Raw genomic sequence first — 19,024 nt, 5'->3', positions numbered from 1 at the left:
GCCTGCCTATTATGCAAGACCAGTACCTATGGAGTCGTATGCTGGCTGTTCGTTTTCGCTTAGAAGTACGGCTAGTCATTTAACTAGACGATAAAAGCAAGCTGATGGTTTAGTTGCGCACATAGTCGGTACAGATCTTCCCATTTGTAATATTCCATACCTGCCACCTATCCTTACGCTGTGTCTAGCCGTCACGAAGGCCTTAAATCACAAAAAAGCCCCCCAGACTAATTACTGGGGGCTTTTTTGTGATTCAGGAAAATACAGGCTTACAGAAGCTGTTACTTCTTCGTGATTCGGAATTCAACCCGCCGGTTGAGGCGGCGCGTTTCCTCTTGGTCGTTGCTGCCTACGGGCTTACTGCCTCCAAAGCCTTCCGTGGTAATACGAGCGGCTGAAATGCCTCGCGCCACTAAATACTTCTTCACCTCATTTACGCGGTCAAGGCTCAGCTTCACGTTCAAGGTCGGGTCGCCCTGATTATCGGTGTGGCCTTCCAGCTTAATTTCCATGTTCGGATACTCCTTCATAATCCCGATCAGGCGTTGCAGTTCGGGGTAAGAGTTCTCACGCAGAAAGAACTTGCTCTGCGCAAAGAAGATATTGGTCAGCTTGATAGTTTGCCCTACCGTGAACGGAATCAGGTACAAATCCTGCGTCAGCTCAGTATACTTCTGTCGATCGGTTACATCAATATTGTCGCTTTCCGAGATATAATCGGCAGCCTCGGCGCGGTAGCCATAGTGCGCTCCCGAAGGCAACACAATAGTGTATGAGCCATCTACCGGACTGGTTTCTGCCACGCCCAACTCTTCGCCGGTCAGCAGGTTTTCGTAGCGGATTTTGGCGGCAACTGGCTTTTTGGTGCTGGCATCGAGTACGCGTCCACGCACCAGCGTTACAACTTCCGGCTTAAACTGCGGCGTGAGGCCGATACGAAAAATATCGCGTGAGCCCTCCGTACCGTTGCGCGACGACACCAGATAGGCATCTTCCCCCGCCGCCGATACGGTGTAGTACGCATCGAAGTCAGAAGAATTGATGTTGGAACCCAGATTGCGCGGCTTAGTCCAGCTTGTCCAAGTATCATCAAGACGCTTGCTGTAGAAAATATCGCTCTGCCCGTAGCCACCGTGCCCTTCCGAGGCGAAGTACAGTGTTTTGCCATCAGCCGCCAGAAAGGGAGCAAATTCAGCCTTCTTAGTATTCACCGAGGTACCCAGATTACGCGGCTTACCCCAGGTTTTGCCATCGCTCTTGAGCAAGCTGACATATAAATCCTGCTGGCCCTGCCCATCTTTGCGCTCTACTGCCATTAGGAGCTCTTTACCGGATGTAGCGAGGTAGAAATCAACGTTTTCGGGGTCGTCGTTGTAGAAATCCTCTACTTCTATCTTCGTTGGCTTTGTCCAGCCGGTGGGCGTACGCCGGGCCATACTCAAGCCTTTAGGGTCCAATGACCCATCGGGGTTATACACGTTAATCAACACTACGGCATTACCATCCGACGAAACTGAGGCTAAGCCATTGGGGCCGGGCGTATTAATGGGCCCTCCGATATTCTTGGCAGGGTTCCACGACTTAGTGGCCGTGTCACGCAGATTGCTGTACCACACATCCTGCACATCATCTTTGCCCCCACGTTCTGCGGACTTTCCTGACGGGCGAAGAATAGCGTCTTGCCATCAGGCGATATAACTGGGTGCGTATCAACGTACTTCGAATTGACGGCAGGTCCCAAGTTCACCATCGACGAGTCGGCCGATACCCCATTGTCATCTGCGGGGGCCGTTTTGAATTCTTCCTTCACCATGGTAGCCACCACGTCGGCAATACCGATAGCGTCAATCTGATTCACGCCATTTACTTTCAGCGTGTTCATGGTTACTATCACGCCTATCGTCCGGTAAGTACCTGGTTCAAAGGTTACTTGCAGAGAGCGAAACAGCTCCGGGATGGGGCCCGGGTTCTTGTTTTCGTACACTTGGTGCTTTCCGCCTCGCGTATCGACCAATTCAATTTTAATAACTGACCCTGGATTAAAATTTTCCACGACCGTTACCTGGCGCGCAATCAGCGACTTACTGAAGCGAACTTCCACAAATTCCTCTTTCCCTTCTTTTTTCGGAATCCAGGCATCGTTGCTTACTTGCCCAAGCGGCTTGGCGTTCGGCTCACCTAGTACTTTGTCGGGCGAGAATGCCTCTTTTCCTTCCGCCTTCTGCGACGATACCTCTACTACTTTGCTGGCCCAGACAGCATGTTGAGCCTGAGCGTTTAAGCTCAAGGCCAGCACGACCGCCAACGTAAAAAACGACTTGTAAAAACGCATAGTTAACACCAAAAAGATATTAGGAAGAGAGCCTAACAAGCTCATCTTTGACTTCGTTTCTTGCCCAATCACATTCAAAGTAGTTTCGGGGGCGGCTCCGATCTGCGAAAGCCAAGCCAAAATTACTCATGATGATTATATGGACATATTTTTTCTAAAAATAGAACTTTTTCCTTATTAAAAAGAAACTATATAAGCTACAACATTAAAAAAAGCCTGTTCACGCTAAGCATGAACAGGCTTTTTTGTTGAAAATCAAGCAATCAGCAGTAGATGCCTAGGGCTGCAGGGTGAACGTACGGGTAACGGAGTTGAACGGCCCCGGAATAACGGTGCCATTCGTGTCAACTAGCTCCAGTTTCACGGTATTTTGGCCGGCGGGCAAGCCTTCCATCATGTACGGCAACCACTGATCCAGCACAAACTCAGTGCCGTTGATAGTGGCGCGCACCTTGTTGCCTTCAGGAGCCAGGGTAGTGTTAACTAGGTAGAAATCTAGCATCACCTTCTTGGTATCATTACCCGAATAAGTATCCTTGGGGCGGCTATAGAACATGTGTGGAGCGGCCAGATCGGCCCCTAATGGGGTAACGGGCGCAGACCCTACATTGATCAGGCGCAGATCGTAAGCGCCACGGTGCTTGAGGCTTTCGTGGTAAGAGCGCGACAAGAACGACAACACTACGTGCTGGCCATCCGGAATATTCTTAGTGAACTCAGTGGTGTAATGCGCCGTGTAGGGCTCATTGTCAACGATATTATGAATGTGCTGGCCCTGCTGAGAATTAGCCATGTGCTCAGCATGTACGCCGCCGGTCATTTTGGTTAGCTGAAAGTTGGTTAAGTCGTAGTCGAAAGCTACTGCCCCAGATGCGAGCGTGTTGCCGGAAATCGGTGACTTCAGCCGCATCTGCGACTCAGGGTATTTAGGCGAGTCGTTGAAAGGAGTGAGGCGGATTCCATTTTTTTCCATACTTGACAAACCGCCCGGTGCCGTATTCTCAGCAATGGTCTGACTGGCAGTTTCGGTTTGCTGACGGGCTGTGTCACAGGCTACAAGGCCTAAAAATATGGCGCCGCTTAAGAGTAAAGTTGATGCTTTCATAATAAAAAGTGGAATTATACTAAAAGACCCAGAAATCCGGTATCGTTGAGCTACAAAGATGACATTTGATTTTTGAGTACCTTGCAGAATACGAAATGATTGCTCAAAAGTATCTTGATTTTCCGCTATGGACCCAACATTGCTGGAAGAAATTCCATCCCTCGATCTAGCCGACTTTCGGTCAGGCGACCCGGAGCGCAAGCAGCGCTTCGTTCAACAACTCGGTGATGCTTACCAAAGCATCGGCTTCGTGGCACTACGTAATCACGGCCTAACCGAAGAGCAAACCACCCAGCTCTACGCCGACGTAAAATCCTTTTTTTCGCTGCCTGATGAGGTAAAACAAAGCTATGAGAACCCGGCTTTGGCGGGTCAGCGCGGCTACATTGGCAAAGGCAAAGAGCACGCGAAGGGCCGTAACACCGGCGACCTTAAGGAGTTCTATCACGTAGGCCAAGAGGTAGATGACCCAAATGATCCTATCAAGAACGAGTATCCTGATAACATTTGGCCGAAGGAAGTACCCAGCTTTCACCAGACCACGCTAACCACGTACAAAACGCTGGAAGCGGCGGGTAAGGATGTGCTGCGTGCTATTGCGTTGTACCTGAATCTGCCCGAAAACTATTTCGATGATAAGGTGCGCAACGGCAACAGCATTCTGCGCCCCATCCATTACTTCCCCATTGAGAACCCTGATGCGGTACCGGCTGATGCAGTGCGGGCCGCCGAACACGGCGACATCAACCTGATTACGCTGCTCATGGGGGCTTCGGCCGATGGTCTGCAGGTGTTGCGTCGTGATGGCAAGTGGATTCCCATCACGGCTCTGCCCGATCAGATTGTGGTAAACGTGGGCGATATGCTCCAGCGCCTGACCAATGGCGTACTCAAGAGCACCATTCACCGCGTGGTAAACCCACCCCGCGAGAAGATGAACTCGTCGCGTTTCTCCGTTCCCTTTTTCATGCACCCTCGCTCCGAAATGAGTTTAGCTGCCTTGGAAAGCTGCGTTACACCTGACAATCCCAAGCAGGAAGCAGACATCACCGCCGGCGAATTCCTGAATGAGCGTTTGATTGAGCTTGGCTTGAAGAAAAAGTAATCGTGGTTGTCAGCTATCTTCTGACACCCGATACTTGAGGTATAAAGCCCCCGGCATTTTTCTGGGGGCTTTTTTCTGATAATACCGTATCTTATCTTCCAACAATGAACGCCTTGCTATTGGGCAGTTAAAAGCACCAAGCACTAAAAAGTGGAAACGGAAGAGGTTAGCTTGGTTCCCCCACCCCGCCGAAGTGGCACGCGTACCAAGCGCGTACGCGGCATCATTTTCCTGAAGGATGTGGCCGTGCTGGCCCTCACCAGCTTCGGTGGACCGCAGGCGCACCTGGCCATGATGTTCCGCTTGCTGGTTGATAAACGACGTTATCTCACGTCGGCGGAGTTGGTCGAGTTGACGGCCTTATGCCAGATCGTGCCCGGCCCCTCCTCTACCCAAACGATTACTGCTATTGGCTTTCGGCTGGGCGGCCCCAATCTGGCCTATCTCACGCTGCTGGTTTGGATGACGCCCGCCGTGACGTTCATGACCGTCTTCGCACTCAGTATTAGCTACTTAGATTCTAGCCTTGTAGCTCGGCTAGTGCAATTTGTGCAGCCCATCGCCATTGGCTTTGTGGCTTATTCGGCGTACAAAATTGCGGAAAAGGTAATTCACACGAAGACTTCAGTTGCCCTGATGGTATCGGGAGCCATGCTGGCCTATTCCTTCCAGTTGCCGGCCGTATTGCCTCTATTATTATTGGCTGGGGGGCTAATTACAGCCTTTCGCTACAGCAAGCTGCCGCAGGTAGAGCAAAAGCAGCCTTTGCGTGTTGAGTGGGCCAACTTTATTCTCTGGCTGGGGGTGCTTATTGCGGCGGCCGTACTCGGCCACTACACTCGCTGGCTGCCCGTGCGACTTTTCGAGAACTTCTATCGCAACGGTAGCCTCGTGTTTGGGGGTGGGCAAGTACTGGCACCTCTCCTATTCGCTGAGTTCGTGGAGTTTAAGCGCTACCTCACGGCCCCGGAGTTTCTATCCGGTTTGGGACTAGTACAAGCCATGCCAGGGCCCAATTTTTCCTTTGCTTCCTATATCGGGGCGCTGGCGATGCGGCGGGATGAGGTTGGGGTAAGTGGCCAGTTATTAGGGGCGCTGGTAGCGGCGGCGGGCATTTTTCTGCCGGGCACCTTTCTAATCTTCTTCCTCATCCGCTTCTGGGACCAGCTAAAGCAGTATCGCGTGGTGAAAGCGTCGTTGGAAGGTATTAATGCGGTGAGTGCGGGCTTGGTGTGGGCCGCTACCTTCCTGCTCTATCATCCGCTGCCCGATACGCCTATCAATCTGATACTGGTAGCTTCTACGTTCTTGCTGCTGCTGTGGAATAAGGTTCCGTCCTACGTTATCATCGGGGCCGGATTGGTAGCTGGCCTGTTGTTTTAAAACCTCTGACACCAATAAAAAAGCCCCAAGCTAGCTTGGGGGCTTTTTTATTGGTGTCTCCACTCGGTTACTGTTCCAGCATTTGCGTTTCGGGCAGGTTCATCAGGTAGTCACCATAGCCGCTTTTACGCAGAGGCTCCGCTATCTTGCGCAGCTCATCAGCCGTGATAAATCCCTGACGGTAAGCAGCTTCCTCAATGGAACCCACCTTTAGGCCTTGGCGATGCTCGATTACCCGCACGAACTCGGAGGCCTGCATGAGGCTCTCAAATGTTCCCGTATCCAGCCAGGCCGTGCCACGGCCCAGAATACCCACTTTCAGCTTGCCACGGCGCAGGTACTCTTGGTTCACATCCGTAATTTCGTATTCGCCCCGTGGGCTGGGCTTAAGGTTACGGGCAATCTCAATTACTTCATTATCATAGAAGTACAGCCCCGGCACCGCGTAGTTGCTCTTAGGCATTTTGGGCTTTTCCTCAATGCTGAGAGCCTTCTTATCAGTATCAAACTCCACTACGCCGTAACGCTCAGGGTCGTTTACGTGGTAGGCGTACACCACGCCCCCGTCGGGGTTGCTATTGCTTTGCAGCAGTTGCTCCAAGCCTTCGCCGTAAAAAATATTATCCCCCAAGACCAAGGCAACTTTATCATCTCCGATAAAGTCGGCGCCAATGACAAATGCCTGCGCCAAGCCGTTGGGAACTTCCTGAATGGCGTATTGAAAGTTGCAACCTAAGCTTTTCCCATCGCCGAGCAGACGCTGAAATTGGGCCTGATCATGAGGCGTCGTGATCAGGAGAATGTCTCGGATACCAGCCATCATCAAAATTGATAGCGGATAATAGATCATCGGCTTGTCATACACCGGCATGAGTTGCTTGCTAACGGCCAGCGTGAGCGGGTGCAAGCGAGTGCCAGATCCACCGGCGAGAATAATACCTTTCATTTGTTCGGATGAACCTGCTATATAAATTGGAACATGAATGACCTGTATGGTCGCTCGGCGTTTAGTTGCTCTCGCGAATGAAAGTTTGGTTGGCCTTAAACCACGCCAGCGTTTGCTGCAAACCTTCCCGAATACGAATCTGAGGATCGTAGCCCAGTAGGTTTTTGGCCTTGGAAATATCAGCTAGTGAGTCGCGAATGTCGCCGGGCCGATCGGGGCCGTATTCGGGCGTGATGTCGGAGCCGGCTTCTTCTTTCAGAATATTGAACAGATCGTTGAGCGACGTGCGGTCGGCTACGGCAATATTATATACCTCATTCAGCGCCGCCGGATTTGTAGTCAAAGCTGCTCTAATATTCGCCTGTACGCAGTTTTCGACGAAGGTAAAGTCGCGGGTCTGACCACCGTCCCCGTTCATGCGGGGGGCTTTTCCTTGCAACACAGCGTCAATAAACAACGGAATTACGGCTGCGTAAGCGCCATTTGGGTCTTGGCGAGGACCAAAAATATTGAAGTAGCGCAGGCCAATAATGGGCATGCCGTAAGTTTTGCCAAATACGTCGGCGTACAGCTCGTTCGCATACTTGGTCACGGCATACGGTGACAGAGGCTTCCCAATGCGGTCTTCTACTTTGGGCAAGTGAGGCGAATCGCCATAAGTTGACGAAGAAGCTGCGTACACAAAGCGCTGCACGTTAGCTTCTTTCGCAGCCACCAGCATATTCACAAAGCCCCCCACGTTCACATCGTTGCTCGTAATAGGGTCATTGATCGAACGCGGTACGGAGCCTAATGCAGCTTGATGCAGCACCACATTTGCCCCCCGGCAAGCATCGCGGCACACTTGCGGATCGCGGATATCGCCTTCAATAACCTCCAAGGCCGGATGCCCTTCGAACAAGCGCACGTTTTTGCGGAACCCGTTGGAGTAATTATCCAGCACGCGCACGCGCCCGGCGCCGTATTTAAGTAGGTATTCAACCAGATTGGAGCCAATGAAGCCGGCACCACCCGTAACCAGAAAGGTCAGATTATCGAGTGGCTGGTCGTGAAAGGGGGTTTCGTACACGTTGTCGGGGAATGAGGAAGGAAAGAGGAGCCGTTACTTATTTGAGTGAAAATTATGGCTCTTCCAGCCCTAGTTACTGTATTGCTGATGGTAATAATCTTGGTAGGCACCCGTCGTCACGCGCTCTAGCCATTCGGTATTTGCTAAGTACCAGTCTACCGTTTGGGCGAGGCCTTGCTCGAACGTGACGGAGGGCTTCCAGCCTAGCTCGTTCATGATTTTGCTCGAGTCGATGGCGTAGCGCAAGTCGTGCCCGGCCCGGTCTTTCACGAAGGTGATAAGCTTGCGCGAAGTGCCAGGAGCCTGGCCGGTTTTCTCGTCTACCACGTCACACAGCAGATGAATCAGCGCCAGGTTCTGCCACTCATTTACGCCGCCAATATTGTAGGTGTCGCCCACTTTGCCTTTGTGGAACACCGCGTCAATGGCCGTCGCATGATCTTTCACAAAAAGCCAATCGCGCACATTTTCGCCCTTTCCATATACCGGCACCGGCTGCTGGGTGCGGATGCGGTGAATAGCTAGCGGAATCAGCTTTTCCGGGAAATGGTTGGGGCCGTAGTTATTGGAGCAGTTGCTCAACTTCACCGGCAGACCATATGTATGGTGCCATGCGCGCACAAAATGGTCGGAGCTAGCCTTAGAAGCGGAGTAGGGGGAGCGAGGATCATACGCCGTTTCTTCCGTGAACATCTCGGGGCCCATTTCAAGGGAGCCGTATACTTCATCGGTGCTTACGTGGTAGAATGTTTTGCCCTCATACCCCAGCGGCTTCCATAGGTTTTTGGCCGCGTTCAACAAATGCACTGTTCCGAGCACATTGGTTTTCACGAAAGCCAGCGGATCAGTGATGGAGCGGTCAACGTGCGACTCGGCCGCCAGATGAATTACAGCGTCGGGTTCTTCTCGCGCAAATAGCTCATCGATGAATGCTTGATCAGCAATGTCGCCTTTTATGAAGCGATAATTAGGCGCATCCTCGATATCACGCAGGTTTTCAAGATTACCTGCGTACGTCAGCGCATCCAGATTAACTATCTGATATTCCGGGTACTTAGTTACAAACAGGCGCACCACGTGCGACCCAATAAATCCAGCCCCGCCGGTGATAATGATTTTCATCTGCTTACAGTTGAACCGTTTAACGACTAGACAGCGGTATTTCGGCTGTTTAACCTGCGTTATCCGCCATTAATTTCTGCTGCCACTTCCAGGAACTCGCCAAGCTCTCTTCTAAGGAAGTAGTGGTTTGAAACCCTAGTACCTGATTAGCTTTGGTTACATCGGCATAGATGGCCGGTACGTCGCCGGGGCGAGGAGGACCGATAACGTAGTTGAGTTTCTGACCGGTTGCCTTCTCAAACGTCTGTACTACCTCCAGCACACTGTTGCCGCGGCCGGTGCCCACATTGAACGTTTCAACTGGCTCGCTTTCCCCTTTTAAGAGGCGTTCCACGGCCACTACGTGTGCCTTAGCCAAGTCTACTACATGGATGTAGTCGCGAACGTTGGTGCCGTCGGGGGTGTCGTAGGTATTGCCGAAGATGGTAAGCTTCTCCCGAATACCCGCCGCCGTCTGGGTCACGAATGGCACCAGGTTGTTAGGTATGCCCAGCGGCAGTTCACCAATAAGAGCCGAAGGATGGGCACCAATAGGATTGAAGTAGCGCAGTAGTATTGTGCGCACGCTGCTATTTGGCGCAGCTACTACGTCACGCAGGATGTCTTCGCAAATCTTTTTGGTGTTGCCGTAGGGCGAGGTAGCTGGCTTGGTAGGCGTTTCCTCCGTAACAGGCAACTGATCAGGGATGCCGTACACGGTACAGGAAGAAGAAAATACCACGTTCGCCACCTCAAACTCCTGCATCACTTTCAAAAGCGTCAGCAAGGAAGCGATATTGTTATGGTAGTAGGCTAGTGGCTTCTGCACTGACTCCCCTACCGCCTTGTAGGCAGCAAAGTGGATGGCGCCACGCACGTCCTTTTCGTGCGCAAAAACCTCCCGTAGGGCTATTTCATCAGCGCAGTCGATGGCATAGCACGCTATATTGGTCCCCAGAATCTCTTTCAGGCCGTGCATCACAGACTCAGAAGAATTGCTGAAGTTATCAACGATTACAGGCTGATATCCAGCTTCGTATAGCTCCACCACCGCGTGTGAGCCAATGTAGCCTGCGCCGCCGGTTACTAATATTTTCGTCCTTTCCATATCTAGCATGTGTTCTATAGGCTCCAGTAGTGCAAATCCTGCATCTTGCTGCGGTACAGACCTTTAATATCAACCAAAACGGCGTTGTCAGCCGTAATCGACTTGAAATACGCTTCGTTCTTGTCGAGGTAGGGTTTATGCCCTACGGCTACAATAACGGCGTCATAGTCAGTTCTGGTCTCTTCAGCGGATGTGAGGCGAAAGCCATACTCATGGTGTAGTTCGTCAGAGTCGGCGTGCGGATCTACGATATCCACGTTTACAGAGAAGTTTTTCAGCTCCTGAATTACGTCGGCCACTTTGGAATTGCGAATATCCTCTACGTTCTCCTTAAAGGTAGCCCCCATCACCAGCACCCGGCTTTTAGCAACGTCCTTGCCCTGCTTAATCATCATCTGCACCGTTTTGCGGGCGATGTAAGCGCCCATATTGTCGTTGGTGCTGCGACCCGAAAGGATAACTTTGGCGTCGAAGCCTAGCTCCTTCGCTTTGTAGGTCAGGTAGTAAGGATCAACGCCAATGCAGTGACCACCTACCAGGCCGGGCGAGAATTTGAGGAAATTCCACTTTGTACCAGCAGCCTCCAACACCTCGTAGGTATTGATGTTCATGCGGTCAAAAATCAACGACAACTCATTCATCAGCGCAATGTTGACGTCGCGCTGCGTGTTCTCGATAATCTTGGCTGCCTCGGCTACTTTAATGCTGCTGGCCCGGTGCACGCCAGCTTTTACCACCAGTTCATAGAGCTTAGCAATAATATCCAGCGATTCATCATCGCAGCCAGCCACTACCTTGATGATGCTGGTCAACGTATGCTCTTTATCGCCTGGATTGATGCGCTCGGGGAGTAGCCCACCTTGAAATCCTGAGGAAATGACAGCCCCGACAGTTTCTCCATCACTGGAATGCAGTCTTCCTCAGTGCAACCGGGATATACCGTGCTTTCAAACACTACGTAATCGCCTTTTTTGAGCACCTTGCCCACGCTGGTTGAGGCGCCCAATAGGGGCTTCAAATCGGGCATGGCGTGCTCGTCGATGGGCGTGGGCACGGCAACGATGAAGAAGGTGGCCTCACGCAACACCTCCAGAGAGTCGGTGAACGTAATGTCGCAGCCCTCGAAGTCTTTGGCTTCCAGCTCACCGCTGGGGTCGATACCGTTACGCATCAAGTCGACACGGGCGGCGTTTATATCGAAGCCGATAACGCTGAGTTTGCGGGCAAACTCAAGGGCGATAGGTAAGCCCACGTACCCAAGACCGATGACGGCTAGCTTGGCTTTTTTCTGAAGTAATTGCTCGTACACAGGAAGAAGAAATGCTGAATTTTGACTTATGAATTTTGGATCGAAATAACAGGTAGCACCTGATTATCAGTAATTAACTCGTATTGCATGCCGCTTTCAGGGCAGGTGGCCCGCTGGCTGGCATCGAAAGTGAGGCGGTGCCCGGCGCGGCTCATCCAGCCTTGCAGACGAGCCGGATTGCCATACACCAAGGCATACGGTGCGACATCATGCGTTACTACGGAACCGGCCCCAACAAAGGCGTATTCTCCCAGCCGCACCCCGCATATAATAGTAGAATTGGCCCCCACGCTCACGCCGCGCTCCAACACGGTAGGTTGGTATTCGTGGCGGCGTGGAAAGGCACTGCGCGGGTTGCGTACATTGGTAAACACGACGGACGGCCCCAGAAAAACATCATCGGCGCACTCCACGCCCGTATACAGGCTCACGTTGTTTTGCACTTTCACGTTGCGGCCTAGGCGGACGCCATCGGCTATCATCACGTTCTGCCCAATGGTGCAGTTTTCGCCCAATTCGCAGCCCGCCATCAGGTGAGCAAAGTGCCAGATGCGACACCCGGTGCCAATACGGCAGCCGTCGTCGAGCACAGCGGTGGGGTGAGCAAAATAGGCAACCGTATCAGTCACGAAAGCAGATAACTAGCTCGGCAGGCTGCCGATTTTGAGCCGGCAAAGGTAGGACTTTTTAAGTTTGAGAAATTTGGGGCGCGCAACGTCGAAAAGTTTTGGGTTTGGAAGCACGAGCGTATTTAGGCGCCAATACTCCCACTCACTATGCGGTCTTTGCCAAACATATCCTGGTGAATTTGCCCCCCAGCGTACCCTAGCTCGGCGAGTAAGTCGAGCACGGCCGTGGCGTATTGCTCGTTTATCTCGAAGTATAATTTGCCCCCCGGTCGCAACAATTGCAGCCCCAGCTCCGCGATGCGCCGATAAAAAAGCAGCGGGTCATTATCCGGCACAAACAGCGCGGTGGCGGGCTCGTACTCCAGCACGTTGGGCCGCATTTGCGCCCGCTCACTTGCCAGCACATACGGTGGATTGCTCACTAGTACCGCCACGCTGTGGGGGACAATTCCGGCTGGCGTGGCCCGCAGAATATCTACTTGCTGAAACTCTACGTTTGGCGCATAGCGGGCCGCATTGCGCTGAGCCACGGCCAGCGCCTCTGCCGAAATATCTACTCCTATCACCCGCGCTTCGGGCAGCGCCTGACTGAGAGCAATAGGAATGCAACCGGAGCCCGTTCCGATGTCTAGAACAGTAAGCTGGGGGGCTTTTTTTTGCTCTTTTATAATAAGCGCTACCAGCTCCTCCGTTTCGGGCCGGGGAATAAGGGTAGCCGGCGTCACGTCCAGCTCCAGGCCGGCAAAGTGAGCCGTGCCTAGTACATATTGTAGCGGCTCGTGGCGTAGCAGCCGGACCTGAGCGGCTTCTAGCAATTGCTCTTTCTCTGCTGGCACCAACTCAGCGGCTTGCATGCGGCGCTTCAAGGGAGTCAGTTCCAGATAATACTCAATCACCTGACCCGCAATGGCAGCGGCTTCAGGCTCAGGATAAATGCCCCCCAAAGCGGTGGTGAGGCGGCGCGTTAGCTCCAGGATGGTCATACGAGGCGAGGTTTGTACCTTCGGCCATAAAGCTACGTTCCTCCCACCCCGTATGCGTGATTTTGATGAACTGATAATGCGCCGCGCCCTCGATCTGGCTCGGCTGGGCCTGGGCTACGCGCGGCCCAACCCCGTTGTTGGCTGTGTAGTAACCCACCAAGGCCGTATCATTGGCGAAGGCTGGCACGAGCGCTACGGCGGGCCGCATGCCGAGGTAAATGCGCTGGCTGCCGTAACCGACAAAAGCCTGTTGCCCAAAAGTCGTGTGTATGTGACCCTGGAGCCGTGTGCTCACTTTGGCAAAACGCCGCCCTGCGCCGACTTATTGATTGACAACGGCGTACGCGACGTAGTCATCTGCAACCTCGACCCCAACCCCCTAGTAGCCGGCCGGGGCATCGATAAGCTGCGGGCCGCTGGGGTGCATGTAGAAACGGGCGTGCTGGAGGCAGAAGGGCGGTGGCTGAATCGGCGCTTCTTCACTTTTCAGGAGAAAAAACGCCCTTACGTGGTCTTAAAATGGGCCGAAACGGCTGACGGACTATTGGCCGGACGGTTTTATCAGCCCATTCAAATAAGTGGTGCGTTGGCCCGCGTGGCGGTGCATCAGTGGCGCGCCGAGGAGCAGGCCATCCTAGTCGGCACTCGCACGGCCCTGCATGACAACCCTAACCTGAACGTGCGCGAATGGCCCGGCCAAAATCCGGTGCGCGTTGTCATCGACAAGAACCTAAGTTTGCCCCCCAGTCACCATTTATTGGATGGCAAGCAGCCTACGCTGGTTTATACCTACCGCGAACGGGCGGCCAGCACTAATATTGAATACATCAAACTGCCTGAAGCGGAAGACTTGTTTCCTCGTATTCTGGCCAACCTGTTCGAGCGGCAGATACAATCGGTATTGGTGGAGGGCGGCCCTACAGTGCTAACCTCTTTGCTGCAACACGGATTGTGGGATGAAGCGCGGATACTGCGCAATCCTAAAACCCTGGGTAGTGGCATTGCTGCCCCCCAACTCGGTATCAAGCATTTGCACGAGCAGGTAACTCTGGGCGAGGATACGCTGTTTGTATATCATCACTACCGCGCGTAGGCATCACCTCTGTATTAGCCTTATAAGGTCTTATTTTCGTACTACACAACTAATTGTATAAGCCGCCGCTTACCCTGCTTTTCTCATGGCTGAAGAACTCATTCTCGATCTTACGCTCACCAAAGCTGAAAAATACCGTCAGCTCCTGCCTCAGATTGAGGCCCTCACCTCAGGCGAGCCCGACCTGATTGCCAACCTGGCCAATACGATGGGCGCTTTGAAGCAAGCCTTCGGCTTTTTCTGGGTGGGCGCTTACTTGGTAAAAGGTGATGAGCTAGTGCTCGGTCCCTTTCAGGGACCAATTGCCTGCACCCGTATCCGGCATGGCAAGGGCGTGTGCGGTGCCAGCTGGGCCCAGGCACAGACCCTGCTCGTACCCGACGTGGAGCAGTTTCCGGGGCATATCGCCTGCAGCAGCGAATCAAAATCTGAAATTGTGGTGCCGGTGTTGAAAAATGGGCATGTGGTTATGGTCCTCGATGTGGATAGCGACCAGCTCAACGACTTTGACCAAGATGACCAGCAGGCGCTTGAGCAGATGGCGCAACTGATGGGAAGCTGGTTTTAAGTAGATCCTTAGCCACCCTTTATTTCCTGCTTCACAAAACAGCCCCGTCTCCAATTCTGGAAACGGGGCTGTTTTGTGAAAGCCGCTTACGCAGCTGGCCGAGGCAACGCTAGTAGCGAGGTATCGTCCGTGTTACTGTGTTACTGCCTTGGCGGATGCGCAGGGTGTACATGCCCAAGGGCAGGTCGCGCACCTGTAGCTGATAGCGGCTGGAGCCAGCTGGCGCTTTTTCCTGCCGGTTAATTACCAGGCGTCCGTTGCTGTCGTACAGTTGCAGGTACATCGAGCCCTCCGTAGGCGTTCTCAGATCGAGGGTCAGGTAATCCTGCATAGGCACCGGATAAGCGTCGAGATTGAACGCCAGTGGCGCATCGAAGCGAACCTGCAATGTACTGCTGGAGCGCATCATCCCATCGGTACCAAGCTGGCGCAGCCGATAGTGAACAATTTGCCCTAAGCTACCGGCTCCCTTATCCACAGCTGTGGAAGCAGCCGGCGACCAGCTTTGACCAGCCACCGGCTGGCGGCTGATTTCCTGCCACTGCTGTCCATCCTTCGACCGGTCGATAACGAACCAGCCATTTTCGGGCTTCGAGGTAGTGCTCCAGCTTAGCACCGCGTCAAGCTGCCGGGGCGCTGCCGAGAAGATTAGCTGTTCTGGCGTGAGCATCGGGGCCTTCGTGCTGCTTACCGTGTACCAGGCATTGAGGTGTGTGGTAGCTACCGTAACCTGGCGCGATTTGCCTTTTTGCGGCACACCTTCCCGTACCCAGGTTGCGCCTTGGTTGGTAGAGCGCCACACCTGAGCGAGAGCAGTATCAAAGTTCTGGTCATTGTCGTTGTCGGCGAGCCATGCCAGCGAAATATTCACGGGCTTGGCCGGATCCTTGGCACCGGGCGTGCTGAGCCGCCAGATGCGGTCGATGCTTTCCCGGCCCGCGAAATTACGGCTGCGTCCGTAGGAGTAGTTCTGCTGCTTCAGGCCGGTGCGGCGGTCAACGGCCAATGTTAAGCTCTGACCCTGCGGATTCAGGGTAAAGCCCATATTGCCGAAGTTCACGTCGTTGGTGCCGGTTACCGCTTTCTGTTGAAGCAGACTGCCCTTTACGTAGTGCGTGCCATCTTCCTGGTTACCGGCAGCCGGGCCAAACACGGCGCCATTTGGGCCAAGCGTCAGGCTGAAGGCCTCCGTTGTGAGCAGGTTGCCATTGGCCAGCTTGAGGGCACTTGTCACAGTGGCGTTCGAGCCCAGCGAAGTGCCCGCTGGGTTGTCGAGCCGCACATTGTAGAGAGAAGCGCCGTTCATGCTGAGTGTGTGCGACGTGGTGCCCACTCCGAGCAACAAGACCGTGCTTTGGCCTGCTACCCAGGTTCCGGTACCCGTATTAATCAGGTTGCCTTCATCAATGAAGAGTCGGGTGGCTGAGCCGCCGGGCACCGAGGTCAGATTGAGCTCGCCGGCATTCTCGACATCGCCGCGCACGTAGCGCATTGAGTCGGTGACGGCGAAAATGCCCCCCAGACCATTGTACAGGGTCTGGGCCTCGCTGGTGTGCGGTGCCGCAGCACCACACACCAGCAGCAAAGCCAACGCGACCCTAGGAGGTTCGAAACGTTTCAGATATCTGTTCATGGCCATGCTAATTATAGTGCAACCCATGCAGAGCCAGTGTAAACGAACATCCGCGTTTGACCAGGATATATTATAGTCGAAGTGCTGGAAGAGAATGTGATGTTATTACCACTAGCACCTGCCATGACCATAGAACTTGCATTAGAAATTGTCATGTTAACGTTGCCAGTGTTCGCATTGCGGAGGTAAACTATACGGCCAGCTGTAGTGGCAGCCAAAGTGAAGGAACCAGCAGAAGCGGAAGTCAAAGTAGTGAAGTTCTCGCCTGTTGCAAAAGTGATACTGCCGCTAGTACCAGTATTATTAGCGCTCAAGGTTGCAGTAGCTGGACCCGCAGGACCAGTGTCACCTTTGTCACCTTTAGCGCCTGTAGGTCCTGAGGGAATATTAAAGCTCAGAGTATTCGCCTTGGTCGTGGGGTCAACACTGTTAGTCACGGTCGTAGTCGTGCCAGTTGCAGTTACGGTACCAATGTTTACAGTTGCAGCAGGACCAGTAGGACCAGCGACACCTTGAATGCCTTGAATACCTTGTGCACCTGTGTCACCTTTCGCACCAGCAGGACCGGTGGCACCAGCAGGGCCAGCCACTGTGCTTGCCGCACCGGTGTCACCTTTTGGACCAGCAGGACCAGTCTCACCAGCAGGGCCTACTGGACCAGCTACACCCTGAATACCTTGGTCTCCCTTAGCACCAGTCGATCCAGCAGGACCGGCAGGACCCGTTTCACCTTGAGGACCAGCTACTGTGCTAGCTGCGCCAGTCTCGCCTTTTGGACCGATTGGACCTTGTGGGCCAGTAGCACCAACTGCGCCCGTATCACCTTTGTCACCTTTAGCACCAGTCGGGCCAGCTAGGCCTTGTGGACCTTGAGCACCCGTGTCACCTTTAGCTCCATCAACACCGTTGGTACCATTGGTGCCTGCAGTGCCAGTGTCCCCTTTGTCGCCTTTAGCGCCGGCTATACCTTGCTCACCTTGCAGACCACGCTCACCATTCGGACCGATTGGACCTTGTGGACCAATTGGGCCAGTAGCACCTATTTCACCTTGCGCACCAGTATCCCCTTTCAATCCCTGAGGGCCAGTTGGCCCGGCAGGACCAGCTACACCTTGTGCGCCAGTTGCACCCGTATCGCCTTTGTCACCTTTGGCGCCATCAATACCATTAGTGCCGTTTGTACCCGCTGTGCCTTGGAGACCCTGAGGACCTTGTGGTCCAGTAAGACCAGTTTCACCTTGGATACCTTGAGTACCTGTGTCACCTTTTGCACCAGCTACACCTTGCGGGCCCTGGGGGCCGATTGGTCCAGTTGCACCTGTCTCGCCCTTAGCACCATCTTCACCATCAGCGCCAGCTGGACCAGCGATGCCTTGTGAGCCCTGAGCGCCCGTATCTCCTTTAGCACCAGCAGGACCGATATCACCTTTCGCACCATCCGTACCAGCTATGCCTTGGATACCCTGAGTGCCCTGTGCACCAGTTTCGCCTTTAGCCCCATTCTCGCCTTGAACACCTTGGATGCCCTGCTCTCCTTTGTCACCTTTCGCACCAGTTAAGCCTTGTGGGCCAGCTGGACCAGTAGCACCGGTATCACCCTTGGCGCCGTCAGTGCCGTTGGTACCAGCCGTGCCTTGTGCACCGGTCGCACCCGTATCACCTTTGTCACCTTTAGCTCCGGCCACGCCGTCAGCTCCGGCTGCACCGGTATCACCTTTCACACCTTGAATGCCCTGAGCACCAGTAGCACCTGTGTCACCTTTTGGTCCGGTCTCGCCCGTGTCACCTTTAGTGCCAGCTACACCTTGTGCACCCGTAGTACCCTGTGGGCCGATTGGACCCACAGCACCAGTTTCACCTTTCTCACCTTGGTCACCTTTAGCACCATTCGAACCGATTGGACCTTGTGGACCAACTGGACCGGCTACACCTTGCTCACCTTGAATGCCACGCTCACCATTTGTGCCGTTGGTGCCATTAGTACCTGCTGTGCCTTGATCACCTTTTGGACCCTGAATGCCCTGATCACCTTTAGCACCGGTTGCACCAGTAGCGCCATCAGCACCAGTATCACCTTTGTCGCCTTTGTCACCTTGGAATCCGGTATCGCCTTTCGCACCAGTCTCACCTTTAGCACCAGCTAAGCCTTGTGGGCCGATTGGACCCTGAGCACCCGTAGCGCCATCAGCACCGGCTGCGCCGGTATCACCTTTATCACCTTTGGCACCAGCTACACCCTGGATGCCTTGCTCGCCTTTGGCGCCGTCAACCCCGTTGGTACCGTTCGTGCCAGCTGCGCCAGTGTCTCCTTTGTCACCTTTGACTCCAGCGATACCTTGCTCACCGGTATCCCCTTTGTCACCCTTTAGGCCCTGAGCGCCGGCAGAACCGGTCGCACCAACCTCACCTTGCGGGCCCATTGGACCAACTGCACCAGTAGCGCCGGTGTCCCCTTTGTCTCCTTTTGCTCCGGCTACGCCGTCAGCGCCAGTTGCACCAGTGTCGCCTTTAGTACCCTGTGGACCTACTTCACCTTGTAGGCCCTGAGCACCAGCAATGCCTTGGTCACCCTTAGCACCGGCTACGCCCTGCTCACCTTGTGGGCCGATTGGGCCTTGTGCGCCGGTATCTCCTTTAGCACCGTCCACACCATTGGTGCC

At 53.8% G+C, this 19,024-nt stretch carries 15 protein-coding genes and 1 pseudogene; 4 read left to right on the top strand and 12 right to left on the bottom strand.

Annotated features, from left to right (window positions below; all coding sequences use genetic code 11):
• Positions 1-281 precede the first annotated feature (281 nt).
• The 3 genes from EPD59_RS01585 to EPD59_RS01575 all read right to left on the bottom strand — a co-directional run bounded on the left by EPD59_RS01585 (position 282) and on the right by EPD59_RS01575 (position 3,437).
• Positions 282-1,616: an OmpA family protein gene (locus tag EPD59_RS01585; RefSeq protein WP_133271256.1), complete on the bottom strand. Its 1,335-nt coding sequence runs from the start codon at positions 1,614-1,616 to the stop codon at positions 282-284.
• Positions 1,520-2,332: a PD40 domain-containing protein gene (locus tag EPD59_RS01580; protein ID WP_165963438.1), complete on the bottom strand. Its 813-nt coding sequence runs from the start codon at positions 2,330-2,332 to the stop codon at positions 1,520-1,522. Before EPD59_RS01580 ends, EPD59_RS01585 begins: the two co-directional genes overlap by 97 nt.
• A 277-nt stretch (positions 2,333-2,609) precedes the next feature.
• On the bottom strand, positions 2,610-3,437 hold the full coding sequence (locus tag EPD59_RS01575) for a hypothetical protein (protein WP_133271254.1): 828 nt from the start codon (positions 3,435-3,437) through the stop codon (positions 2,610-2,612).
• Between the two features lie 127 nt (positions 3,438-3,564).
• Here EPD59_RS01575 and EPD59_RS01570 point away from each other — a divergent pair, with 127 nt between their 5' ends.
• Both EPD59_RS01570 and chrA read left to right on the top strand, forming a co-directional pair.
• Positions 3,565-4,542, top strand: a complete 978-nt coding sequence (locus tag EPD59_RS01570) for an isopenicillin N synthase family dioxygenase (protein WP_133271253.1) — start codon at positions 3,565-3,567, stop codon at positions 4,540-4,542.
• A 150-nt stretch (positions 4,543-4,692) separates the two neighbouring features.
• On the top strand, positions 4,693-5,925 hold the full coding sequence (chrA, locus tag EPD59_RS01565) for a chromate efflux transporter (protein ID WP_240731565.1): 1,233 nt from the start codon (positions 4,693-4,695) through the stop codon (positions 5,923-5,925).
• Between the two features lie 67 nt (positions 5,926-5,992).
• Here chrA and rfbA read toward each other — a convergent pair whose 3' ends face one another.
• From rfbA to prmC, 7 genes and pseudogenes are all read right to left on the bottom strand, one after another.
• Entirely contained in the window at positions 5,993-6,871 is an 879-nt protein-coding gene (gene rfbA, locus EPD59_RS01560; protein ID WP_133271252.1) for a glucose-1-phosphate thymidylyltransferase RfbA, read from the bottom strand.
• A 61-nt stretch (positions 6,872-6,932) separates the two neighbouring features.
• Positions 6,933-7,940, bottom strand: a complete 1,008-nt coding sequence (locus EPD59_RS01555) for an SDR family oxidoreductase (RefSeq protein ID WP_133271251.1) — start codon at positions 7,938-7,940, stop codon at positions 6,933-6,935.
• 69 nt (positions 7,941-8,009) lie between these two features.
• Positions 8,010-9,062, bottom strand: coding sequence for a dTDP-glucose 4,6-dehydratase (rfbB, locus tag EPD59_RS01550; RefSeq protein WP_133271250.1), 1,053 nt, complete (start codon positions 9,060-9,062; stop codon positions 8,010-8,012).
• Between the two features lie 49 nt (positions 9,063-9,111).
• Entirely contained in the window at positions 9,112-10,149 is a 1,038-nt protein-coding gene (galE, locus tag EPD59_RS01545) for a UDP-glucose 4-epimerase GalE (protein WP_133271249.1), read from the bottom strand.
• Positions 10,150-10,163: 14 nt separating this feature from the next.
• Positions 10,164-11,458 (bottom strand): annotated as a pseudogene (locus tag EPD59_RS01540) (nucleotide sugar dehydrogenase).
• A gap of 26 nt (positions 11,459-11,484) precedes the next feature.
• Complete coding sequence (locus EPD59_RS01535) at positions 11,485-12,087, bottom strand: acyltransferase (protein WP_133271248.1); 603 nt, start codon at positions 12,085-12,087, stop codon at positions 11,485-11,487.
• Between the two features lie 122 nt (positions 12,088-12,209).
• Positions 12,210-13,070, bottom strand: coding sequence for a peptide chain release factor N(5)-glutamine methyltransferase (gene prmC, locus EPD59_RS01530; RefSeq protein ID WP_133271247.1), 861 nt, complete (start codon positions 13,068-13,070; stop codon positions 12,210-12,212).
• Positions 13,071-13,122: 52 nt separating this feature from the next.
• Here prmC and ribD point away from each other — a divergent pair, with 52 nt between their 5' ends.
• Positions 13,123-14,163: a bifunctional diaminohydroxyphosphoribosylaminopyrimidine deaminase/5-amino-6-(5-phosphoribosylamino)uracil reductase RibD gene (gene ribD, locus EPD59_RS01525; protein ID WP_133271246.1), complete on the top strand. Its 1,041-nt coding sequence runs from the start codon at positions 13,123-13,125 to the stop codon at positions 14,161-14,163.
• Between the two features lie 85 nt (positions 14,164-14,248).
• A complete protein-coding gene (locus tag EPD59_RS01520; RefSeq protein ID WP_133271245.1) occupies positions 14,249-14,731 on the top strand; it encodes a GAF domain-containing protein in 483 nt (160 codons plus the stop codon).
• Between the two features lie 109 nt (positions 14,732-14,840).
• Here EPD59_RS01520 and EPD59_RS01515 read toward each other — a convergent pair whose 3' ends face one another.
• Complete coding sequence (locus EPD59_RS01515; RefSeq protein WP_165963437.1) at positions 14,841-16,364, bottom strand: T9SS type A sorting domain-containing protein; 1,524 nt, start codon at positions 16,362-16,364, stop codon at positions 14,841-14,843.
• An 11-nt stretch (positions 16,365-16,375) separates the two neighbouring features.
• A complete protein-coding gene (locus EPD59_RS22105) occupies positions 16,376-19,012 on the bottom strand; it encodes a collagen-like domain-containing protein (protein WP_133271243.1) in 2,637 nt (878 codons plus the stop codon).
• Positions 19,013-19,024: the final 12 nt, after the last annotated feature.

The organism is Hymenobacter radiodurans, from assembly GCF_004355185.1.
Classification (GTDB): domain Bacteria; phylum Bacteroidota; class Bacteroidia; order Cytophagales; family Hymenobacteraceae; genus Hymenobacter; species Hymenobacter radiodurans.
The sequence above is the reverse complement of the archived record's forward strand: the minus strand, read 5'-3'. Positions and strand labels throughout refer to the sequence as shown.